The following is a 20,911-nucleotide window of genomic DNA, read 5'->3' on the forward strand; positions in this document are numbered from 1 at the left end:
GCGTAATAGATAAGTGTGATTTTCTTATCCCAACTTAAAAGTTGGAAGAGGAAGTTCATGCATCCAGAGATTTAAAAATATAAAAACATTAGCCTTCTATAGAACTTTTGGGACAAGGCATAGTAATTATGCTTTGTGCCCATCATTAAACCGCCAAAAATCATTATTATGAAAACTATTTTTAAGTCTAATAGGACTACAAATCTATTAGTACCAAAACTCTATTGCGCCTGTTTTTTCATCTTTATTTTTCAACTTATTAATGCACAAACTGTTACGCCTTGGCTTACTAAAGGAGACCAGAGCGTTAAACTTCAACAACAGAATACGGTTTCGTTTTCCAATGGAAACGAATCTGGTGTCAATAGTATTAATATTAATACTGGCACAACCTATCAAAATATCGATGGTTTTGGTTTTGCACTTACTCAAGGGAGTGCTCAAGCGTTGAGCAACTTAAATAGTACTACGCAAAACAACTTATTAAATGAACTTTTTGATCCGAGTTCTGGAAACGCCATCTCCATAGTTAGGATAAGTATCGGAGCTTCAGATTTAAGTAATTCTGTATATAGTTACAATGAAACTTCTGGGGATGTTAATATGAATAATTTCAGCCTTAATGGTCCCGATAAAACCTATCTTCTTCCAATTTTGAAGAAGATTCTTGCGATTAATCCAAATATTAAAATATTGGCAACTCCATGGACTGCACCCACATGGATGAAAACCAATAACACTTGGATTGGAGGCAGCTTAAGAACTCAGTATTATGAGGCGTATGCCAATTACTTTGTAAAATATTTACAGGCTATGGATGCCGAAGGTCTATCAATTTGGGCAATAACTCCACAAAACGAACCAGAAAATCCCTTTAATGAGCCCAGTATGTTAATGAATTCTACGGAGCAAAAGAATTTTATAAACAACAACCTTGGTCCAGCGTTTGCAAGCGCTGGATACAGCACCAAGATCATCGCTTTCGATCATAATTGCGATAATACAGCTTATCCTATAGATGTATTGAACAACAGCTCTTATACAGAAGGAGCGGCTTTTCATTTATATGCAGGAAATATTTCTGCTATGTCCACTGTAAAAAATCAAACCGGCAAGAATGTCTATTTTACGGAACAGTTTACAAGCAGTAATGGAAATTTTGACGGGGATTTTGGCTGGCATATGGAGAATGTGGTCATAGGCTCTCTGCGCAATTGGTCTAAAACTGTAATAGAGTGGAATCTAGCGTCAAACTCAGATTACGGTCCAAGAACTCCTGGAGGCTGTACGGAATGTTTGGGTGCTATAACGGTAAATGGAAGCAACAGCATCAGCAGAAATGTGTCTTATTATATAATTGGGCAAATTTCTAAATTTGTAAAGCCCGGAGCACAGAGAATAGCTTCCAACAATGGCAGTGATATTCTTACTGCCGCTTTTAAAAATACCGACAACTCTTATGCAGTAATTGCTTACAACAAAAGTGCTTCCCAAAAAACACTTCACCTAAACTGGTCTGGAAAAACCGTTCAATATAATGTTCCGGGGAGATCTGCCGTCACTTTTAATTGGTCTAGTGCGGCACCATCAACCCCACCTTCTTCACCTTCAGGGTTATCTGCTGTTGCCGGTGATAAACAAGTACAATTAAATTGGAACAGTTCAGCAGGAGCGTCGTCTTATACCGTTCGAAGAAGCAATTCTTCTAGTGGTTCTTTTACCACAATTCAATCTAATGTTACTTCCAATAGCTATATAAATACAGGATTAACAAATGGTACTAAATACTATTATAGGGTGCGCGCCGTAAATTCAGTAGGGAGCAGTGGCGATTCCAACACCGCTAGTGCGACTCCAACCGCGCAGATTCGGGATGCATTTAACAGAATAGAAGCTGAAGATTATGATGACAGTTTGGGGATACAAGTGGAGAATACCTCAGATAGTGGTGGAGGGCAAAACGTTGGATACACAGACACCAATGATTACTTGTTATATGAAAATACCGATTTCGGTTCTGGAGCGCGAAGTGTGGAGGCACGTGTAGCATCGAATAGCACATTTACTGGAAGTATAGAATTTAGGGTTGGAAGCACCACAGGAAATCTTTTAGGAACTTTGGATATAGGGAATACTGGGGGATGGCAATCCTGGACAACAAAGAATATCAATATAAATTTAACCACGGGAGTTAAAAACCTTTATCTTGTATTTAAAGGAGGTAACGGGATTGGAAATTTAAATTGGATTAAATTTAGCACTTCTAGCATAAGCACCGGAGGAGGGGGTGGCAATGATATTGTATCTGGCGAAATTTACAGAATTACTAACAAGGCAACGGGTAAAGTAATGGATGTTTCAGGAGTATCTCAAAATAATGGAGCTAGAATACATCAATGGACATGGGGCAATGGTAACAACCAAAAGTGGAAGGTTGAAAGTGTTGGCAAAGGAAATTATAAATTAACGGCACAACACAGTAATAAATCGCTGGATATTGTGGATGGATCTACTGCCAATGGCACAGAAATACAGCAATGGGATTATTTTGGTAACGATAACCAAAAGTGGAAAATACAAGAGGCTTCCACTGGTTTTTACAAAATAATTTCCGTGAAAAGCAATAAAGCGTTAGAAGTGCCCGGTGGACAAAACACGAATGGAATTAAGCTTGTTCAGAACTCATCGAACAACACAAATCAGCAACAATGGGAGTTTCAAATATTTTCAGGTGCAGCTTCGAAAACTATACCAAAAGAGAATGAACAGATGTATGAAGATGAATTTGCCAGTGTTTTTCCAAATCCGGTTACCAATAACCAGTTGAACGTTTATCTAAGGGACTTAAATGATGCCAGTTTTTTATTTTTGACTGATTTAAGTGGAAAAACTGTATTTAAAACACAGCTTTTAAAAGAAAACAGTCAGATAGAATTACCGGAGTTGTCGGAAGGAATTTATATAGTGAAAATATCTAACGATAAGCAAAGTAAAACTTCTAAAATACTCATTAAATAAATTATAATATTAAAAATGAAGAAAGGTTATATGGAAAAGAGTTAAGCAACATTTTTAAGGCTATTTTCTTCATTGGATTACATAAGAGCTACAAAAAGAGAGGCTTTCTAGATCACTCATAGAAGCCTCTTTTATATTTTTATTTCCCTTTGAAATCTGCTTTGCGTTTTTCTAAAAACGCGGTGGTACCTTCTTTAAAATCTTCGGTTCCAAAACAATCTCCAAAGGCTTCAATTTCCTTCTTGTATCCACTCCCGCTAAAGCCCGCATTAATCGCATTGATCGCAGCAGAAATGGCGACAGGAGAGTTATTGATGATTTTTCCAGCTATTTTTTTGCAATAGGGAATAAGCTGTTCTTGTGCAACCATTTCGTTTATTAGGCCGTAGATGAGCGCTTTTTCTGTGCCGATCATACCCGCCGTAAAAATCATTTCCATAGCTCTTCCCTTACCTACCAATTGTGGTAGGCGCTGCGTACCTCCATATCCTGGAATTAGCCCGAGAGATGTTTCTGGTAATCCCATGCGCGCATTATCGCTGGCTATTCTAATATGGCAAGCCATGGCTAGCTCTAAACCGCCACCAAGGGCAAATCCGTTAATAGCTGCTATAACAGGAGTTTCCAGCCTTTCAATTAAATTAAAGAGTAACTCTTGACCTTTTGCGGCAAGTTGCGAGCCTTCGTACACCGAAAAATCGGAGAATTCTGCAATATCGGCACCTGCTACAAATGCTTTTTCGCCAGACCCGGTTATAATAATAACCCTCACTTCATCATTTTCATCCATCGCTTTAAAAGCATGGTGAAGCTCTTCAATAGTAGCTTTATTGAGGGCATTGAGTTTTTTTGGGCGGTTTATGGTGATAAGACCGATATGGTCTTCGATTTCAGTTAAAATATTTTCAAAATCCATAGAATATGATTTATGTTTTTTTATTCAGACCTAAATTTAGGAAAAGAAACTGTGAAAACCGTGCCTTTATCCAAAACAGACGACAAACAAATGTGACCTTTATAGGTTTCTACAATGTTTTTTACCATTCCCAAACCTAATCCCATACCGCTGGTTTTAGTAGTAAACTTGGGCTCGAAAATCTTTTCTTGGTTTTCTTCGGCAATGCCAACACCGTTATCGGCAATAGAAATTTTCACTTTATCTTTTTCAGAATAGACATTAACCACAATTTTTGGATCACGATCTTCTGGAATCGCTTGTATGGCATTTTTTACCAAATTTGTAATTACCCGAATGAGTTGGGTACGGTCTAATTTTGCGATGATTTCTTTTTCGTCTGTGATGAACCTTATGTAATCTTCATTAAAAATATCCACGGAAAGTTTTACTACTTCAATTACATTTAAGGTTTCATTCTGCTGTGCAGGCATGTTGGCAAAACTTCCAAAAGCAGAAGCAATGTTGCTCATGGTGTCTATTTGCTGAATCAATGTTTTGGAGAATTCCGCTACTTTACTTTTGGCATTTTCATCCGTAGGGTCAAATTTTCTTTCGAAACTTTGTACGCTGAGACGCATCGGGGTAAGCGGATTCTTAATTTCGTGGGCTACCTGCTTCGCCATTTCCCGCCATGCCTGTTCCCGTTCGCTTTTGGCGAGAAGGGTGGCACTGCGCTCCAACTCGTCGATCATATCGTTATAAGCGTCTACCAAAGCTCCGATTTCTTCACTTGGGTCGTCTAGATATATTTTTTGATTTCGTTTGCTGAGCCTGGTTTGGTGCAGTTTGTCGCTTATCGCTTTTAGGGATCGGGTAATGTATTTAGAAATAATGTAAGCCAAAATTACGGCTAGGGCAAGTAGTAAAATATAGACTGCTGCAAGTTTCAGCAAGAATTCTTTTAATTCGTTGTTGTTAAAGGTATCATCCTCATAATAAGGGATATGCAAAATCCCAATGGGTTTAAATTTTGGGTCTAAAATATAACTGTAGGAAGATTGAAAACGATCCCCAGCGGCTTTGGTTTTTTCTACATACTGCCTGCTGGCACTCGATGCAATTCCTTGAATAACATTTTGGTTTAATTTGGTGTTGTATTCCCCACGCTCTATTCGAGGTTTGGAGCTTATAATTAAATTCCCATCAAGATCGTAAACATTAAAATTAATGTCCAACACATCTGAAGCTTCGTAGATGGCATGTTTGTATTCTAAGATATATTTTAAATTCTCGGTCTTTACTTCCCAAGTGGTGTTTTTAAGAATGTAGTCTATTTGTGCGTTTAGCTGATCTTCTTTTCGTTGCAAATATTCTTTATGGTAGTCTTCTGCCTGTTCTTTGTATTGATAAATGGTAACGCCGGCAATTAGCACAGAGGCCAAAACCACGATTAATATCATGGTTATAAAAATGCGTGTTCGAAGTGAAAGTTTGTTGTACACTGGCGAATTTTTCTTCGTTAAATATAACAATAATTACGCCAAGAATTTTTTCTGATAAGGAAAAGGAAATCCAACGAAATACAATTGGGTTATTCCGTAATTTTATCGTGTACTTTGGTGTGTTTCCCGTTGTTCCACAATGTTAAAATATCCGTCGCTACTTGAGCCCCGCTACCTGCCGCGATGGCAAATTGGCTTCTGCCGCCCGCTAAAGTGCCTGCAACGTAAAGTCCCTCTTCTACAAGATGGTTTTTATTCTTAAGCTGAATCCTGTTTTTTTCTTTCGGACTCAAAGCATGTGGTTCTATAAACTGTTCCAGCCCTTTTATGGAGAACATATCGGTATAGCCCAAAGCAATAACGACAATGCGGGCCTGGTAGTTTCCTTTGTTTGTTGTTACGGAAAAGTAATTCCCTTCTTTTACTACGGAAGTCACTTTCTCTTTTTCAATTTGAGAAACATGAGGGTAAAGTGTTTCTAATTGCTCCTTTCCTTGTTTAAGAATCTCCATACCATTTGTTCCCGGAGCAATCCCTAAAACATTATTGAGTAAAGCCGACTGAAGGTGAGAGGCCTTTTGATGCATAACAATGCCTATTTTCTTGTCTTTTGCATAGGCTGTTTTGTGTGCAGAGCCCAAAACCAGGGCGCATTGCATTCCAGCAGCACCGCCGCCAATAACTAAAGCATCAAACATTATTCGCCCTCTTTAATTTTTTGTTGAATTCTTTTTGACTGATAGAAAATGGCCAATAACAATATGGCACATAAAGAAGCTACGATCCCTATTATCGCAACAAGGCTATCTCCGACCAGTAAATTGTTAAAATCCAACATGGTTACATTAATACCGATCATGGCAAATGCAACTACAATAAGTATGATGGTGAAAACTTTCATTTTTTTCCTATATTTTATTTGTAAAGGCACTTATGTTGTTAACAGATTTTCTGCGGAAAACATAGTACCTAAAAATTTTCAAAAAGTTTTAAAATAAGCCAGTAACGTTGCTGGCGAATAGTTTTACCGAAATGGCTAACAAAATTACACCAAAAACTTTACGTATCACAGCCAATCCAGATTTACCTAAAACCTTACCTATTTTACTGGAAGATTTTAAGACCCCGTAAACTATTATAATATTTAAAATAATAGCTATAATTATGTTTTCCACGTGGTACTCTGCACGTAAAGATAATAAAGTGGTCATCGTTCCTGCACCTGCAATTAAGGGAAATGCCAAGGGCACGATGGAGGCCGTTTCAGGGGCGTCGTCTTTATAGAGGGTAATCCCCAAAATCATTTCTATAGCCAAAAAGAACAAGATAAAAGAACCGGCAACTGCAAAGGAGTTCACGTCGATGCCAATAAGCTTTAAAATTTCTTCCCCAATAAAAAGAAATGCAACCATAATAACAGCAGCAACAATCGAAGCTTTTTCCGATTGAATGTGCCCTACTTTATTACGTAAATCTATGATAATTGGGACGTTTCCAACAATATCGATTACCGCAAAGAGGATCATCCCTGCTGTGATTATTTCCTTTAAATCAAAATTCATTTCCGTGCTTTTAAAAAACGGTGCAAAGCTATAAATAACTATTTGATTTCTAAGCCCTAATTAGCATAAAAAGTGTAAAAGTTTTTCCGCTTTAAAAAGCACTAAAAAACCGTATATTTGCGGCATGTTTCAATTAGGAAAAACCATAGTCTCTGAAGAGATTTTAGAAAACGATTTTGTGTGCAATCTTTCTGCTTGCAAAGGTGCTTGTTGTGTAGATGGTGAGGCGGGTGCACCTGTGGAAGAAGAGGAAACTAAGATTTTAAACGAAATCTATCCTAAAGTAAAACCTTTTTTGCGCAAAGAAGGTGTGGAAGCCATAGAAAAACAAGGTACTTACATAAAAGGCGAAGATGGTGAATGGGAAACCCCTTTGGTAAACGGCAGTGAATGTGCTTATGTAACCTTTGCCAAAAATGGAACCGCCCTTTGCGGAATCGAAGAAGCCTATAACGCTGGGGAGGTGAGCTGGAAAAAACCCGTTTCCTGTTACCTTTATCCTGTTCGCGTAAAACAATACCAAGAATTTGCCGCCGTCAATTACCACAAATGGCATATTTGCGATGATGCGTGCTCGCTTGGAAAAGAACTTCAAGTGCCGGTTTATAAGTTCGTAAAAAATGCCCTTATCGAAAAGTTTGGGAAAAAGTGGTACGCAGATCTAGAGCAGGTAGCTAAAGATTTAGGTCATTAATCGGTTTTTTTAAAGATTCGTCTGCCAAGTTCATGGTAGCATTCGCTTTTCTGTAATTTCAATGTGGTTTGCGAAAAGTTTCAAATTCGCAATCGAACTACACCACTACATTAATTTGGTTTAATAGCAAGAAATCCATCAGGGGGAACCCAGAAGGATAGTGATGTCTAATTTTAAAACAAATTATTATGAAAAGATTTTGGGGATGTGTAGGAATTATTTTTTTAATGCTTCCAACTTCAACGAGTGCACAGTTTTGGAAAAAACTTCAGAAAAAAGTAGAAGAAAAAGTAGAGCAGAAGGTTATTGAAAAAACTAGTGACAAAGCTGCAGAGACCACAGATAGTGCGTTGGAAAAAGTTTTAAATCCAAGTATTTTTAATGTGGATTCCACAGGTGTTGGCTTTGGAATGCAAAGTAGCGAAGGCCTCCCAGAAATTTATGAATTTGATTGGGTGTATGAAATGGAGATGCAAACCCAAAAGGCGGGGGAGCAAATAACGATGGATTATTTTTTGAAACACGAGGCCACTTATTGGGGAATGAAAATGGAACAAAATTCAATGCCCATGTTTATGGTGTACGACATGCAAAACGACGCCACCGTAATGTTTATGGAGCAAAACGGAAACAAACAGATGATGGTTACCAAAATGGGTGGTATTGTTGGCTCTATTGCAGAAGAAAGTGAAGGTATGGAAGGGTATAGTTTAAAGGAAATAGGGAGTAAAACTATTTTGGGTTATGATTGCCAAGGATATGTGGCAGAAAACGAAGAATACACCATAACAATGTACGTTACTTTTAGTGCGCCAGTTTCTTTTACAGATATGTTTAGCAATACCAAAAAAATACCGGCGGGATTTAATCAAAAATGGATGCACCAAAATGGTAAGGATGGATTGCTAATGGAGATGGAAATGATAGATAAGAAAAAGGGTAAAAATAACCTTTTAATGAAATGTACTGCGCTGGAGAAAAAATCTTTCCAGATTGCCAAGGCAAACTATAAAAATTTTGGAGGTTGATTTCATTAAGCAATTGAACCTCTAGCGTTATTTTTTAACGGCTATTGTAAATCCTTGTAATTAATTTAGCTTATCATCGTTAAATTACAAGGATTTTTAGCGTTGTTTTGTTGAGAATTGATTATATTTTTAACAGAGTGATTAACAATATCTTAACATCCCTTTATTTACAGGTGCTCGTCCTACATTTCAACAATTCTTGTTAAAAACTTTTGACATTATTAATGTTAATAACCTTTCTATTTCGCCGTCATTTTTCAATCTTTGTTAGTCCCGAGTCAAAAGAAAAATACAAGTAATAAAACGCTAAAAATCAGAAGAAATGTCAGAAGCAGTAGAGCCAATTTTACAAGAGAATAAAGACCGATTTGTTATTTTTCCTATAAAGCACCACGATATTTGGGAGTGGTACAAAAAACAAGAGGCTTGTTTTTGGACTGCAGAAGAAATAGATCTGCATCAAGATTTAACCGATTGGAACAATAAATTGAACGACGACGAGCGTTATTTTATAAAGCATATTTTGGCGTTTTTTGCGGCTTCTGATGGAATAGTAAATGAAAATTTAGCGGAAAACTTTGTAAACGAAGTTCAATTCTCTGAAGCAAAGTTCTTTTACGGTTTCCAAATCATGATGGAGAATATCCATTCGGAAACCTATTCTTTATTGATTGATACTTATGTAAAGAACGAAAAGGAAAAATCTACTCTCTTTAAAGCGATTGAAAATTTTCCTGCAATTAAAAAGAAAGCAGATTGGGCTTTAAAATGGATTGAATCCCCAAGTTTTGCAGAGCGTTTAATAGCTTTTGCAGCAGTAGAAGGGATTTTCTTTTCTGGAGCCTTCTGTTCTATATTTTGGTTAAAGAAACGTGGATTAATGCCCGGACTTACTTTTTCCAACGAATTAATTTCTCGTGACGAAGGGATGCACTGCGACTTTGCAGTACACTTGCACAACAACCACCTTAAAAATAAAGTAAGTAAAGAGCGTATTAAAGAAATCATTATAGATGCATTAGACATCGAAAGGGAATTCATCACCGAATCGCTACCTGCGAGTTTAATTGGTATGAACGCTACTTTAATGACGCAGTATTTAGAGTTTGTAACGGATAGATTGTTAGTGGAATTAGAATGCGAAAAAGTATATAATTCTACCAATCCGTTTGATTTTATGGATATGATCTCTCTTCAAGGAAAAACTAATTTCTTCGAAAAAAGAGTTTCAGAATATCAAAAGGCCGGAGTGCTAAGTAAAGACGACGAAGATCAAAAAATTAGCTTCGACGCAGATTTCTAAAACAACCACATAAGAAAAGTAAACCCCCAAGTTTACAAAAACAACATAAAATAATTCAAGTTTTATAATGCTTGAACAGGAATAACTATCCTTTAACTTTAAAATTTTGTAGCGTATGTATGTAATTAAAAGAGACGGTAGACAAGAACCCATTATGTTCGACAAAATTACGGCTCGTGTTCGTAAGCTTTGTTATGGGTTGAACGAATTGGTAGATCCCGTAAAAGTGGCGATGCGAGTTATCGAAGGGCTTTACGACGGGGTGACCACATCGGAGTTGGATAATTTGGCGGCAGAAATTGCTGCTACCATGACAACTACACATCCAGACTATGCGCGTTTGGCGGCAAGGATTTCAGTTTCCAATCTTCATAAAAACACCAAAAAGTCGTTTTCTGAAACGATGACGGATCTTTATGAATATGTAAATCCGCGTACCGGTAAAAAAGCTCCTTTGCTTTCCGACGAAGTTTACAAAGTCATAGAGGAGCATGGCGACAAATTGGATTCCATGATTATTTATAACCGGGATTTTGGGTACGATTATTTCGGATTCAAAACCTTGGAGCGATCCTATCTTTTAAAGTTAAACGGAAAAATTGCAGAACGTCCTCAACATATGTTAATGCGTGTTTCCGTAGGGATTCACCTAGACGATATAGACAGTGTGCTGGAAACATACGAGCTCATGTCTAAAAAATATTTTACACACGCTACGCCTACATTATTCAATTCTGGGACACCAAAACCGCAAATGTCGTCTTGCTTCTTGTTAACTACCAAAGAAGATAGTATAGATGGGATTTACGATACTTTAAAGCAAACAGCTAAAATATCGCAGTCTGCCGGTGGTATTGGGCTTTCTATACATAACATCCGCGCTACAGGAAGTTATATAGCAGGAACCAATGGTACTTCCAACGGGATTGTTCCTATGTTAAAGGTTTTTAACGATACAGCACGTTACGTAGATCAAGGAGGAGGAAAGCGTAAAGGGTCTTTCGCCATTTATATTGAACCATGGCATGCCGATATTTTTGACTTTCTTGATCTTAAAAAGAACCATGGTAAAGAAGAAATGCGCGCCCGCGATCTTTTCTATGCCATGTGGATGTCCGATTTATTTATGAAACGTGTTGAAGAGAACGCGGAATGGACATTGATGTGCCCTAACGAATGTCCGGGACTATGCGATGTGCACAGTGAAGAATTTGAGGCGCTTTATACTAAATATGAAGCCGAAGGAAAAGGACGAAAAACCATAAAGGCGAGAGAGCTTTGGGAGAAAATTTTAGAATCTCAAATTGAAACGGGAACGCCTTATATGCTTTACAAAGATGCGGCCAATAGAAAATCGAACCAAAAGAACCTAGGGACTATTCGATCTTCTAACTTATGTACCGAAATTATGGAGTACACCTCCCCAGATGAGGTAGCGGTATGTAATTTGGCGTCCATAGCTCTGCCTATGTTTGTAAAAGGCACAGAGTTCGATCATAAAGAACTGTTTAAAGTTACCAAGCGTGTTACCAGAAACCTTAACCGGGTAATCGATAGAAATTACTATCCTGTTAAAGAAGCAGAAAACTCCAATATGCGCCATAGACCTATTGGTTTAGGGGTGCAAGGGTTGGCCGATACGTTTATTAAATTGCGTATGCCTTTTACTTCAGATGAAGCTAAAAAATTAAATCAAGATATTTTTGAAACCCTTTATTATGCTTCTGTAACCGCTTCTATGGAAATGGCAAAAGAAGAAGGGGTGTATCAATCTTACGAGGGGTCACCAATTTCTCAAGGGGAATTTCAGCATAACTTATGGGGGATTAAAGATGATGAACTTTCCGGCAATTGGGATTGGGAAAAATTGAGAAAAGATGTAAAGAAAAACGGAGTTAGAAACTCTTTGTTAATGGCGCCAATGCCTACTGCTTCCACTTCTCAAATTCTTGGTAACAACGAATGTTTCGAGCCTTACACATCAAATATTTACACAAGAAGAGTTCTTTCAGGGGAATTTATTGTGGTAAACAAGCATTTGTTGGAGGATTTAGTAGAACTCGGACTTTGGACAGAGGAATTGAAGCAGGAGTTAATGAGAGCCAATGGTTCTATTCAGCATATTGAAACCATTCCGCAGGAAATTAGAGAGCTTTATAAAACGGTTTGGGAGCTTAGTATGAAAGATATTATCGATATGTCCCGCCACAGAGGATACTTTATCGATCAGTCGCAGTCGCTTAACCTGTTTATGGAAGGTGCCAATTATGCCAAGCTTACCTCTATGCACTTTTATGCTTGGAAGAGCGGATTGAAGACAGGAATGTATTACCTCAGAACAAAATCTGCTGTAGATGCGATTAAATTTACATTAGACAACACTAAGAAAACAGAAAAAGTACCAGCAGAAGCTGCAGAAGTTAAAGCTGAGGCAACTGCAAAAGCCGCTCCGGTGGCAGTAGAGCCTTTATCACCACAGGAGTTGAAGGAGATGTTGGCAAAATCGAGAGATGCCGAGGATGATGACTGCTTAATGTGTGGATCTTAGATCTTTTCATTTATATAATTGTAAAAGGGAAGTTGTGTAAAAACAGCTTCCCTTTTTTTATGGCCAAAAACTAATGTTGGCGATCTAGAATATCTTTATTTTAGAATTATTCATAAGTATTAAAGCTCTCCAAAACTTTAGTTAATCAATGCTAATATTTTGTATGTCCGTGGGTAAACAGTTAACTTAAAGGTTATGGAAAGAGTATTAGTAGCCGGTGCCAACGGTACCACAGGAAAAATAGTAGTAGAACTTTTAAATAAATCGCAATATTTTACTCCCATTGCCATGGTGCGCAAAGAGGAGCAGTTAAAGCAGTTTAAGGATAAGAATATTGAAACCGTGTTAGCAGATTTACAAGAGGATCTCGCACATACCGTAAAAGATATTGATAAGGTTGTATTTACGGCAGGTTCTGGCGGAAAAAATGTAGTGGAAGTAGACCAAGAAGGTGCAAAGAGGTTAATTGATGTTTCTAAAGTAGCCGATGTAAAAAAGTTTGTAATGTTGAGCTCCATGGGGGCAGACGAGCCTGAATCGGTAGAAAAATTGCAGGAATATTTAAAAGCGAAGCAAAAAGCCGATATTCATTTAAAGGAAAGCGGACTAAATTATGCCATCGTACGGCCTGGGTCTTTAAATAATGAAAAACCATCCGGTAAAATTGAGCTTAAGGAAAAATTGAATAAGCGAGGGGAGATTAGTAGAGCTGATGTTGCCCAAACTTTAGTTAGGGCACTGCACGATGATACTGCTAATAAGGAAACCTTTGAGATTCTAGAAGGAGAAGTACTTATTGCGGAAGCTTTGGAAAAGGTTGAATAAGTATTTATTATAAACGAAACAAAAAGAAAACTTCCTAGAAGAATGGTGGGATATCCACTTTTTCTAGGAAGTTTTTTGTGTATTTATAATTTGTAATAAGTCTCTTTCTGATTACTTTTCAGGGTCTTCTGTATTTATAACTGGTTGTGGTACAGAGGCATCGTACTGATCTGAGTACAGCTCTAAAAGATTCATGGTGGCTACCACAAGATCTTTGGTTTCCGTTAATAAACTGAAATATAAAGAGGTGTTTTTCGGGCTCGATTCTTCCGTGCGGGTTCTAGAAATTTGCTTTTCTATTTTCTGACTCACACTTTGCAACAACCCTTGTTTTTCTTCAATCATTTGATTAATATCTTCAAAAGCACGGGCATCGAAACTCTTCTTAATATTATTGAAGAGAGATTGTATTTCGTTTTGAAGATCTAACAATTCACGGGTTTGATTGAATTTTAATTTTTTATGATTGTTATTTACATGTTTGTAAGACGCCTTCCCGATATATTCCAAAGATTGCGCCATGTCTTGAAGGTAACCGAGCACATTGATGTAAAAATGACTGGCTCCTACACTGGAATCATCTAAATTTTTTATAAAGTAAAATACGCTTTCTTGAAGCTCATCGATTTCAGAAGTAAGCTTCGCATTTCCTTTTTTGGATTTCTTCAATAGTTTTAAATCCTCCTTGGCGAGTCCGGTAATCGCGCCAGAATAAATTTTATTGGCTCTATTGGCTACTGCTGCAATATTATCGGCACTTTCTTCAATAACTCCTTGAATGGAGCTGCTTTCGGCCCTGTTTAAGCTGTCTTCTTCTTTACTTACATTCGATTTTTTCTTGTAGTTAATGTAGTTTCTAGCCAAAAGAACTACCGCGAAAAATAAAAGAATAGCTATCGCTGCTGGCCCTCCTATAAAAATAAGGTACGCCATTACAGAAGCTGCAACAAATGCGATAATTGCGGTAAAAAACCATCCACCGATAACGTTAAATACTCCGGCAACACGGTATACTGCACTTTCACGTCCCCAAGCCCTATCGGCCAAAGAGGTACCCATGGCCACCATAAAAGTAACATAGGTTGTAGAAAGTGGTAATTTCATGGAAGTTGCAATAGAAATTAAGATACCAGCAATCATAAGGTTTACAGAAGCTCTTATAAGGTCGAATGCGGGGGCATCATTGCTTTTGTCTTTACTAATTGCTACTGTCGGTTTTTCGAATTTAGAGTTTATTTTTTGTTGCATTTCTTTAGAAATCAACATATTGATTCCCAAGTTTGTTTTGGTCGATGCCCTAACAATCCATCTAGAAAGTAAATTGGGCTGAAATTTTTCTTTGCCTTCATTTTGTCTGGACAAGCCTATTTCTGTTTCGGCTACCGAACGTGCTTTTTTAGAAAACCACAAGGTAAGCACCATAACACCACCGGCGATAAAAAGCAATAAAGGTTCTGTAGGAACTTTTTCTGCCAACGATCCCATAGCGAACTGGTCTGGTGCAATACCAGAAGCCACCCAAGCTTCATAAGAGTGGTAAGCAGCCATTGGCACCCCGATAAAGTTTACCAAGTCGTTTCCAGAAAAGGCGAGGGCTAAACCAAAGGTTCCCATGGCGATTACAATCACCAAAATGTCTTTTTTAAATAAAGACATATACAATTGGGAGAATAAGGTCCAAACGATAAAACTTCCTATAAGCACATACGCTTCGTTTCCTTCCGTATAAGTTTTTAAATCGGAATAATAAGGAGTTCCTTTTAGTCCTTTCATAAAAATGAAGTAAGTGATTCCCGTTAAGGCAATTCCGCCGAACAAAGCCCCGAAATATTTCATTTTCTTTTCGTACTGAAAGGAAAAAATGAGTCGGGATATAAATTGAACAAAGGCCCCAACTGTAAAGGCAATTACTACGGAAAGTAGGATTCCCGAGATAATGACCAAGGCTTGATCCGAATTGATGTATTTTGAAAGGTCTGCCATGGTTTCGGTATCGTTCCCGGCAATTTTTATAAGTGCTACGGCTACTGCGGCTCCAAGTAATTCAAAAACAATGGAAACTGTTGTAGACGTTGGCATCCCAAGGGTATTGAAGAAGTCCAGCAGAAGAATATCCGTTATCATTACGGCCATAAAAATCACCATAATCTCGTTGAACATAAACTCCTTCGGAATAAAAATCCCCTTTCGCGCAACTTCCATCATCCCACTTGAGAAAACAGCTCCAATAAAAATCCCAATACTGGCAATAACCATAATGGATTTAAAGGAAATGGCTTTGGAACCAATGGCCGAGTTTAAAAAGTTAACGGCATCGTTACTAACACCAACAACTAGGTCTGCAACCGCCAGAATGGCAAGTGCAACAATCATTAACAAATAGATATTCTCCATGTTTCAAATATAATTATTCTCTTCTATATAACTTTCTACTATTCTGTTTTTTACAAATCAGCCAAAATTTCATCCTCTAGGCCTGTTTTTCTTCCAAAGGCTACTTAAAAATGCAATTCTACTTGAAGCCTAGCCATTAATTCGTCATTATCGGCAAAAACCGATAGGTAACTAAAATCGGTTTGTACCTTTAGTTTATGTCCGACTATATATTTTGAAAGTCCAACAGTATATTGATTTTCTGTGCTCTTTCTAGTAATCGCACGGTCTAAATCTATATTACTATACCGGGTGCTTACCTCCCAATTGCTTTTAAATAAATACCCCGCTTGAAGGTTAACTCCATTTCCAACTTGTACAATTTCTCCCGTGGGCGTACCATCAGAATTTTTGGCAATGGGGTCGTCTGCATTTCTATCGGCGTATTCGCCCATAAACGAAAAACCACGATATTTAAAAATTACATCGGCAAATAGGGTTGAAATATTGGTCTCATAAAAACCTTCATCATTTTCCATATAAACTCCCTGATTGCTTCGGGTTTTAACAGCATTGTTATTAAAATCGTAGGTTGCAGCAACCAATAATTTGGGTTTTTCTTCCCGGTCTAAAGCAGAACCTTCATATTCATTATCATCTTTAAACTCCCCTAACGGAAGTAACTCCAGTCTACTGGTGTATTGATAGCCACCTAAATTTCCCACAACGACATTTCTGCCGTCACCTTGGGAAAAAGCAAATTTTTCTCGGATTGTAAAATTGTTTCCAAAGGTATGATGATGTCTTAACTGTGCTCCAATATCCCGATCGATGTTAAACTGCGCATTGAGTAACGAGCGATCTACAAGCTGAAGATTTCCAGAAGATATAACACGCTCTATGTTTCCCGGTAATTTGGTTTGCCCGAACCAAAGGGTGAAATTTTTATAAAAATTCCACTTTATAACTGCATCATAAATATATCTTGGTGTATTGTTGGTGTAAATAGAACCACCTGAAATGTCGCGATTGGAGAGGCCTATTTCAATTTTGTAAACCAGCTTTTTGCTTAGCACAAAACCGTCAAATTTTAAACGGGCCCTTCGCACCAGGAAGTCAGATTTAAAATCGGTAATTTCACCCTCGCTTTTATTCCAGGTTCCAGATCCCAATAATTGCATTCGAGCTGCAAACTTCATACTCCAGGTGCTATCTTTTTGGGTGAAATTTAAAATTCCTTTTCCAAAAGGTGGTACTTTAATTTCTTGTGCATTTACAATAGTGCACGTGCAGAAATACAGCATAATTGCTGTTGCTACATACTTCATTTACTTATTAGTTTTTGTCGCTGCAAAGAACATATTGCTATGTTAAGAAATTGTTTCCTGTATATTAATTAATTAAAAAATAATCACTTAAATATAACAAAAAAAGGGCTGCCTTTTGGCAGCCCGCATATTCCTATAACTAAGTCGACAAAAACTAAAAGTTAATGAAATATCATTTTACGTAAATGAAGGTCAAAAATCACTTTTTCGCTTCAATTGAATGTAAATAAATTATTAACTTAACATTAATTTTAGTTGGGATGGCTTAGATAAATTCAGAAAAAACACCTAGTTTTTCACGGCTCTACAGTATCTTGCAGCTTTAAATATTAGGTATGAACTGGGAAGAATTACTATCGCTTAAAAGATATAAAGACAAACATAAAAGACTAAGAAAAGAGCAGGACGAAACGAGGTTGGGTTTTGAAGTCGACTACGATCGGATTATTTTTTCATCGGCTTTTAGAAGTTTGCAAGATAAAACCCAAGTGATACCTCTTTCTAAAACCGATTTTGTGCACACGCGACTTACGCATAGCATGGAAGTATCGGTTGTGGGACGTAGTTTGGGTAGAATTGTCGGCAAAGCGGTTTTGGAGAAACATCCCTATCTAAAAGATACCTATGGATACCAGTTTAACGATTTTGGTGCAATAGTAGCAGCGGCCGCCCTTGCCCATGATATTGGAAATCCGCCTTTTGGACATAGTGGGGAAAAAGCGATTGGAGAATATTTTAAAAATGGCAAAGGCAAAGAATTTAAATCGGGGTTAACCGATAAAGAATACCAAGATCTCATTGATTTTGAAGGGAACGCAAACGGATTTAAAATTCTTACCGAAAGCCGAGAAGGAATTATCGGCGGATTACGGTTAAGCTACGCTACCCTTGGCGCTTTTATGAAATACCCTAAAGAATCGCTACCCAAAAAACCGTCTAAACAAATCGCTGATAAAAAATTTGGTTTCTTTCAATCAGAAAAAGATACTTTTATCGATGTGGCTTCAGAATTAGGATTAGTGCAAACCCGGCATGGAGAGGATATTTCGTTTGCTAGGCACCCGTTGACCTTTTTGGTGGAGGCGGCAGACGATATTTGTTATACCATAATAGATTTTGAAGACGGGATTAACCTTGGGTTAATTCAAGAGGAATATGCTTTGGAATACCTTATTAAGCTAGTGAAAGACTCCATAAATACCGAAAAGTACCACTCTTTAACTACACGTGAAGATCGCCTAGGCTATTTACGGGCACTTTCGATAAATACACTTATTGCAGATGCGGTAAGAGTATTTTTAGAGCACGAAGAAGCTATTTTAAATGGGGATTTCCATGTCTCTCTTTTGGATAAAAGTAAGTACAAGGCACAAATTGAAGACATTATTAATTTAAGTGTAAAAAACATCTACCAAAGTACGGAGGTCATTCAGAAGGAAATTGTAGGATATAAAATTATCAATCAGCTCCTGGACGTTTTCTGTGGCGCCGTGGTAAGGACGAATGACGGAAATTCAACCAATTACGACCAACTCATTCTGAATTTATTGCCACCACGTTACCAAGTAAATTCCAGCACCTATGCTTCTTTAATGGCAGTCACACAATTTGTGGCAGGCCTTACCGATGGAAATGCGCTGTTGATTTTTAATAAGATTAATGGGAGTTTGGTGTAGTAAGAACAATTAATTTTTGGCTATTATATTTCTTTATCCAGTTTTTCAGCACCCGAAAGGATTTTAGCCAATTCTATTTTTTTTAGCCTGAATATCCATAACACTTTTGTTTATTTTTAAAAGCTAAAACTTAAAAACTAAAACTTAAAATTTATCGAGGAAAGCTTTTAAAATGAATGTGGTCTGTTTGTAACGAGATTAGTTGCGTGGGTTAGCACGAAACTCTGCAATTACGGCACCAAGCTGAAAATCCTCTCGGATTTTTAGAAATTGGCGAGAACAAGCAATTACTTATAGCAATCACTGGCAAAAGTGTTTTTTTTAACAAGCATAATACATTCTTATCAAAACTTTATGTCCGTCTTTCCATTTTACCCATCCCACTTCATCTTTTACGGTTTTGATTTTTAGCCAATCTCCTTTCATTTCCAAAACTCCACCTGTCCAAATTTTAAATTTGTCAGCATTGGGGTTTGGAATAATTATTCCGTTTTCTTTTGGTTCTTCTCTTAAAGCGTTTCTAGAACGGTCAAAATCAAATCTGAAAACAGTCCAGCCCTTAACGAAATCCTCAATAGATTCTTTTTTGAAATCACGATTTTCTAATTCTATATAGCCTAGCTCATTATCATTAAGTTTAATTACATAATGGTCAGAAGTCATATCGATACATTCAAAAGATAACCGAAAGTATTCAGGGTTCAAAACGAGAAGCCAAGGATTTAGAGGATTTAAAGTGTCATTTCGTGAATAATCTTTACCATAAAAAGTTGTAACTATATCATTTTTTGTAAACTCAATTCTTGCAATCTCCTTATTTTCAGAATCTGTTATAACTATGGGATTTTCATAATAATTAAGAGTATCTGAAATAGTCACAAAAAAATTTCCCGTGATGTCTTTCTCTGTTTGGAAAGGATAAGATTCGTCAGCATTCAAATAGTCTAGTTGAGTCCAGTTTTTGCGGTCTTGAGAAAGTAATGAATTGACGGTCAAAATCAGAAGTACTAAAAGTTTAAATCTAAGCATAATTTTTATCTTAAATATGTTATAACCCATCATAAACTACACTCCACTAACAGACCTTGCCTTATTTGGTGATAGCAGATGCTGCTAAAAATTATAAATTACGCCTACCCCTAAAGATTGCTTAAACTGTACCCGCGGACTAAAAGCAACTGTTTCCCCAGTTGGGGTTTCGCGCTCTTCAAACTTTACATCATTGTCATAAATAAGCTGGGTGCCAATGTTGGCAACTACATATTCGTTTACCTTTAGCTCTACGTCTAAGATCCAGTTAATATCGATGTTTCCAAAACTATTTATGTAATCGGTATAGAGGGTTAATTCATTAGACATGAATATGTTTTCGTAAATTTTCGTTTGGTAAGAGTTGGTTAAAAGAATACCAATTTCTGTACGAACGTTCTCGCCATCCTTTATTTTTACGCCATTAGCATCGTATTTGGCTCCTTCTACACCAAAGGAACCTTGATCTGCCAAATCTTGATCCAACACAAAAGTTGATTTTTGTGTTATGGGCGAGAAATATAATTTAAAATCTTTGTCTTCTGGCGAGTATTCACTACCAAAACCAAATAAGAAGTAACCCGGTGCCATAAAAGCGGAAATGGGGTTGTCCCTGTCTGGATATTTATAACCCCTGGCAAACTGCGTATTAAAATTAGCTTTTGCAGAAAAATACCAATTGGATAAATCTTCCATCCTAAAACCCAGAGTAGAGTTCACGGCAAAGGCGTCTTCTGTTTTTCTTAGTTTTTGTCCCTCTTGTGAGTTTATACCAAAGCGCATGATCATTTCGTTGTTCCACTGCAATTTTTCATGCTTATAATTTCTTTCGAAACGCGCGTTCCCCAGTGCCGTAATCGAGTTGTTACCCCCGGCATTCCAGTTCACAAAAGCGATTTCGCTTATGTTGGCCCCTACTTTATTAATCCTGTTCCACCTGGGCGGGAGTGGTTTGTACTCTTTTATTATTTTAGTAAGGTTAACGGTATCTTTCCCTTGAATTATAAAGACTTCTTTGGTCCTGGGATTGGTATATACTTGTTGGTCGTCATCCTGAGCTTGGGTCAGGTTAAAGAACAATACAAAAAAGAGAATAGCAGCAACTCTCATTATAAAGCTTACATATT

Annotated in this window: 16 protein-coding genes; 7 read left to right on the plus strand and 9 right to left on the minus strand. The window is 37.4% G+C overall.

Features of this window, described 5'->3' with window-relative positions; all coding sequences use genetic code 11:
* Positions 1-168 precede the first annotated feature (168 nt).
* Entirely contained in the window at positions 169-3,018 is a 2,850-nt protein-coding gene (locus tag HX109_RS06705) for a carbohydrate-binding protein (RefSeq protein WP_178950469.1), read from the plus strand.
* Between the two features lie 139 nt (positions 3,019-3,157).
* On the opposite strand, the gene HX109_RS06710 is transcribed toward HX109_RS06705, so the two are convergent.
* The 5 genes from HX109_RS06710 to HX109_RS06730 all read right to left on the minus strand — a co-directional run bounded on the left by HX109_RS06710 (position 3,158) and on the right by HX109_RS06730 (position 6,980).
* Positions 3,158-3,934: an enoyl-CoA hydratase/isomerase family protein gene (locus tag HX109_RS06710; RefSeq protein ID WP_178950471.1), complete on the minus strand. Its 777-nt coding sequence runs from the start codon at positions 3,932-3,934 to the stop codon at positions 3,158-3,160.
* Between the two features lie 20 nt (positions 3,935-3,954).
* On the minus strand, positions 3,955-5,376 hold the full coding sequence (locus HX109_RS06715; protein WP_178950473.1) for an ATP-binding protein: 1,422 nt from the start codon (positions 5,374-5,376) through the stop codon (positions 3,955-3,957).
* A gap of 131 nt (positions 5,377-5,507) precedes the next feature.
* Positions 5,508-6,116 carry an NAD(P)-binding domain-containing protein gene (locus tag HX109_RS06720; protein ID WP_178950475.1) on the minus strand — a complete coding sequence of 203 codons (609 nt, stop codon included), beginning with the start codon at positions 6,114-6,116 and terminating at the stop codon, positions 5,508-5,510.
* On the minus strand, positions 6,116-6,319 hold the full coding sequence (locus tag HX109_RS06725) for a hypothetical protein (protein WP_178950477.1): 204 nt from the start codon (positions 6,317-6,319) through the stop codon (positions 6,116-6,118). The genes HX109_RS06720 and HX109_RS06725 overlap by 1 nt, the downstream gene beginning before the upstream one ends.
* Before the next feature lie 88 nt (positions 6,320-6,407).
* Complete coding sequence (locus HX109_RS06730; RefSeq protein WP_178950479.1) at positions 6,408-6,980, minus strand: MarC family protein; 573 nt, start codon at positions 6,978-6,980, stop codon at positions 6,408-6,410.
* Positions 6,981-7,104: 124 nt separating this feature from the next.
* Between HX109_RS06730 and HX109_RS06735 the strand changes: the two genes are divergently transcribed.
* From HX109_RS06735 to HX109_RS06755, 5 genes are all read left to right on the plus strand, one after another.
* Complete coding sequence (locus HX109_RS06735) at positions 7,105-7,674, plus strand: DUF3109 family protein (protein WP_178950481.1); 570 nt, start codon at positions 7,105-7,107, stop codon at positions 7,672-7,674.
* A 188-nt stretch (positions 7,675-7,862) separates the two neighbouring features.
* Positions 7,863-8,702 carry a DUF4412 domain-containing protein gene (locus HX109_RS06740; RefSeq protein WP_178950483.1) on the plus strand — a complete coding sequence of 280 codons (840 nt, stop codon included), beginning with the start codon at positions 7,863-7,865 and terminating at the stop codon, positions 8,700-8,702.
* A 322-nt stretch (positions 8,703-9,024) separates the two neighbouring features.
* Complete coding sequence (locus HX109_RS06745; RefSeq protein ID WP_178950485.1) at positions 9,025-10,005, plus strand: ribonucleotide-diphosphate reductase subunit beta; 981 nt, start codon at positions 9,025-9,027, stop codon at positions 10,003-10,005.
* Between the two features lie 115 nt (positions 10,006-10,120).
* On the plus strand, positions 10,121-12,553 hold the full coding sequence (locus HX109_RS06750; protein ID WP_178950487.1) for a ribonucleoside-diphosphate reductase subunit alpha: 2,433 nt from the start codon (positions 10,121-10,123) through the stop codon (positions 12,551-12,553).
* 195 nt (positions 12,554-12,748) lie between these two features.
* Entirely contained in the window at positions 12,749-13,378 is a 630-nt protein-coding gene (locus HX109_RS06755) for an SDR family oxidoreductase (protein ID WP_178950488.1), read from the plus strand.
* Between the two features lie 111 nt (positions 13,379-13,489).
* On the opposite strand, the gene HX109_RS06760 is transcribed toward HX109_RS06755, so the two are convergent.
* Positions 13,490-15,772: an inorganic phosphate transporter gene (locus HX109_RS06760; protein ID WP_178950490.1), complete on the minus strand. Its 2,283-nt coding sequence runs from the start codon at positions 15,770-15,772 to the stop codon at positions 13,490-13,492.
* Between the two features lie 104 nt (positions 15,773-15,876).
* The gene (locus HX109_RS06765) at positions 15,877-17,079 is read right to left on the minus strand and encodes a porin (protein ID WP_178950492.1); all 1,203 of its coding nucleotides are present in this window, start codon (positions 17,077-17,079) and stop codon (positions 15,877-15,879) included.
* Between the two features lie 335 nt (positions 17,080-17,414).
* Between HX109_RS06765 and HX109_RS06770 the strand changes: the two genes are divergently transcribed.
* Positions 17,415-18,755 carry a deoxyguanosinetriphosphate triphosphohydrolase gene (locus tag HX109_RS06770; protein WP_178950494.1) on the plus strand — a complete coding sequence of 447 codons (1,341 nt, stop codon included), beginning with the start codon at positions 17,415-17,417 and terminating at the stop codon, positions 18,753-18,755.
* Positions 18,756-19,076: 321 nt separating this feature from the next.
* On the opposite strand, the gene HX109_RS06775 is transcribed toward HX109_RS06770, so the two are convergent.
* Positions 19,077-19,784, minus strand: coding sequence for a hypothetical protein (locus tag HX109_RS06775; RefSeq protein ID WP_178950496.1), 708 nt, complete (start codon positions 19,782-19,784; stop codon positions 19,077-19,079).
* An 84-nt stretch (positions 19,785-19,868) separates the two neighbouring features.
* Positions 19,869-20,894, minus strand: coding sequence for a DUF3078 domain-containing protein (locus HX109_RS06780; RefSeq protein WP_178950498.1), 1,026 nt, complete (start codon positions 20,892-20,894; stop codon positions 19,869-19,871).
* Positions 20,895-20,911: the final 17 nt, after the last annotated feature.

Origin of the sequence: Galbibacter sp. BG1 (genome assembly GCF_013391805.1) — a bacterium.
Taxonomy (GTDB): domain Bacteria; phylum Bacteroidota; class Bacteroidia; order Flavobacteriales; family Flavobacteriaceae; genus Galbibacter.

What these genes read in the sequence shown, in the direction of transcription:
- HX109_RS06705 (WP_178950469.1), top strand. Translation starts at nt 169, where the DNA reads ATGAAAACTATTTTTAAGTCTAATAGGACTACAAATCTATTAGTACCA.
- HX109_RS06710 (WP_178950471.1), bottom strand. Translation starts at nt 3,934, where the DNA reads ATGGATTTTGAAAATATTTTAACTGAAATCGAAGACCATATCGGTCTT.
- HX109_RS06715 (WP_178950473.1), bottom strand. Translation starts at nt 5,376, where the DNA reads ATGATATTAATCGTGGTTTTGGCCTCTGTGCTAATTGCCGGCGTTACC.
- HX109_RS06720 (WP_178950475.1), bottom strand. Translation starts at nt 6,116, where the DNA reads ATGTTTGATGCTTTAGTTATTGGCGGCGGTGCTGCTGGAATGCAATGC.
- HX109_RS06725 (WP_178950477.1), bottom strand. Translation starts at nt 6,319, where the DNA reads ATGAAAGTTTTCACCATCATACTTATTGTAGTTGCATTTGCCATGATC.
- HX109_RS06730 (WP_178950479.1), bottom strand. Translation starts at nt 6,980, where the DNA reads ATGAATTTTGATTTAAAGGAAATAATCACAGCAGGGATGATCCTCTTT.
- HX109_RS06735 (WP_178950481.1), top strand. Translation starts at nt 7,105, where the DNA reads ATGTTTCAATTAGGAAAAACCATAGTCTCTGAAGAGATTTTAGAAAAC.
- HX109_RS06740 (WP_178950483.1), top strand. Translation starts at nt 7,863, where the DNA reads ATGAAAAGATTTTGGGGATGTGTAGGAATTATTTTTTTAATGCTTCCA.
- HX109_RS06745 (WP_178950485.1), top strand. Translation starts at nt 9,025, where the DNA reads ATGTCAGAAGCAGTAGAGCCAATTTTACAAGAGAATAAAGACCGATTT.
- HX109_RS06750 (WP_178950487.1), top strand. Translation starts at nt 10,121, where the DNA reads ATGTATGTAATTAAAAGAGACGGTAGACAAGAACCCATTATGTTCGAC.
- HX109_RS06755 (WP_178950488.1), top strand. Translation starts at nt 12,749, where the DNA reads ATGGAAAGAGTATTAGTAGCCGGTGCCAACGGTACCACAGGAAAAATA.
- HX109_RS06760 (WP_178950490.1), bottom strand. Translation starts at nt 15,772, where the DNA reads ATGGAGAATATCTATTTGTTAATGATTGTTGCACTTGCCATTCTGGCG.
- HX109_RS06765 (WP_178950492.1), bottom strand. Translation starts at nt 17,079, where the DNA reads ATGAAGTATGTAGCAACAGCAATTATGCTGTATTTCTGCACGTGCACT.
- HX109_RS06770 (WP_178950494.1), top strand. Translation starts at nt 17,415, where the DNA reads ATGAACTGGGAAGAATTACTATCGCTTAAAAGATATAAAGACAAACAT.
- HX109_RS06775 (WP_178950496.1), bottom strand. Translation starts at nt 19,784, where the DNA reads ATGCTTAGATTTAAACTTTTAGTACTTCTGATTTTGACCGTCAATTCA.
- HX109_RS06780 (WP_178950498.1), bottom strand. Translation starts at nt 20,894, where the DNA reads ATGAGAGTTGCTGCTATTCTCTTTTTTGTATTGTTCTTTAACCTGACC.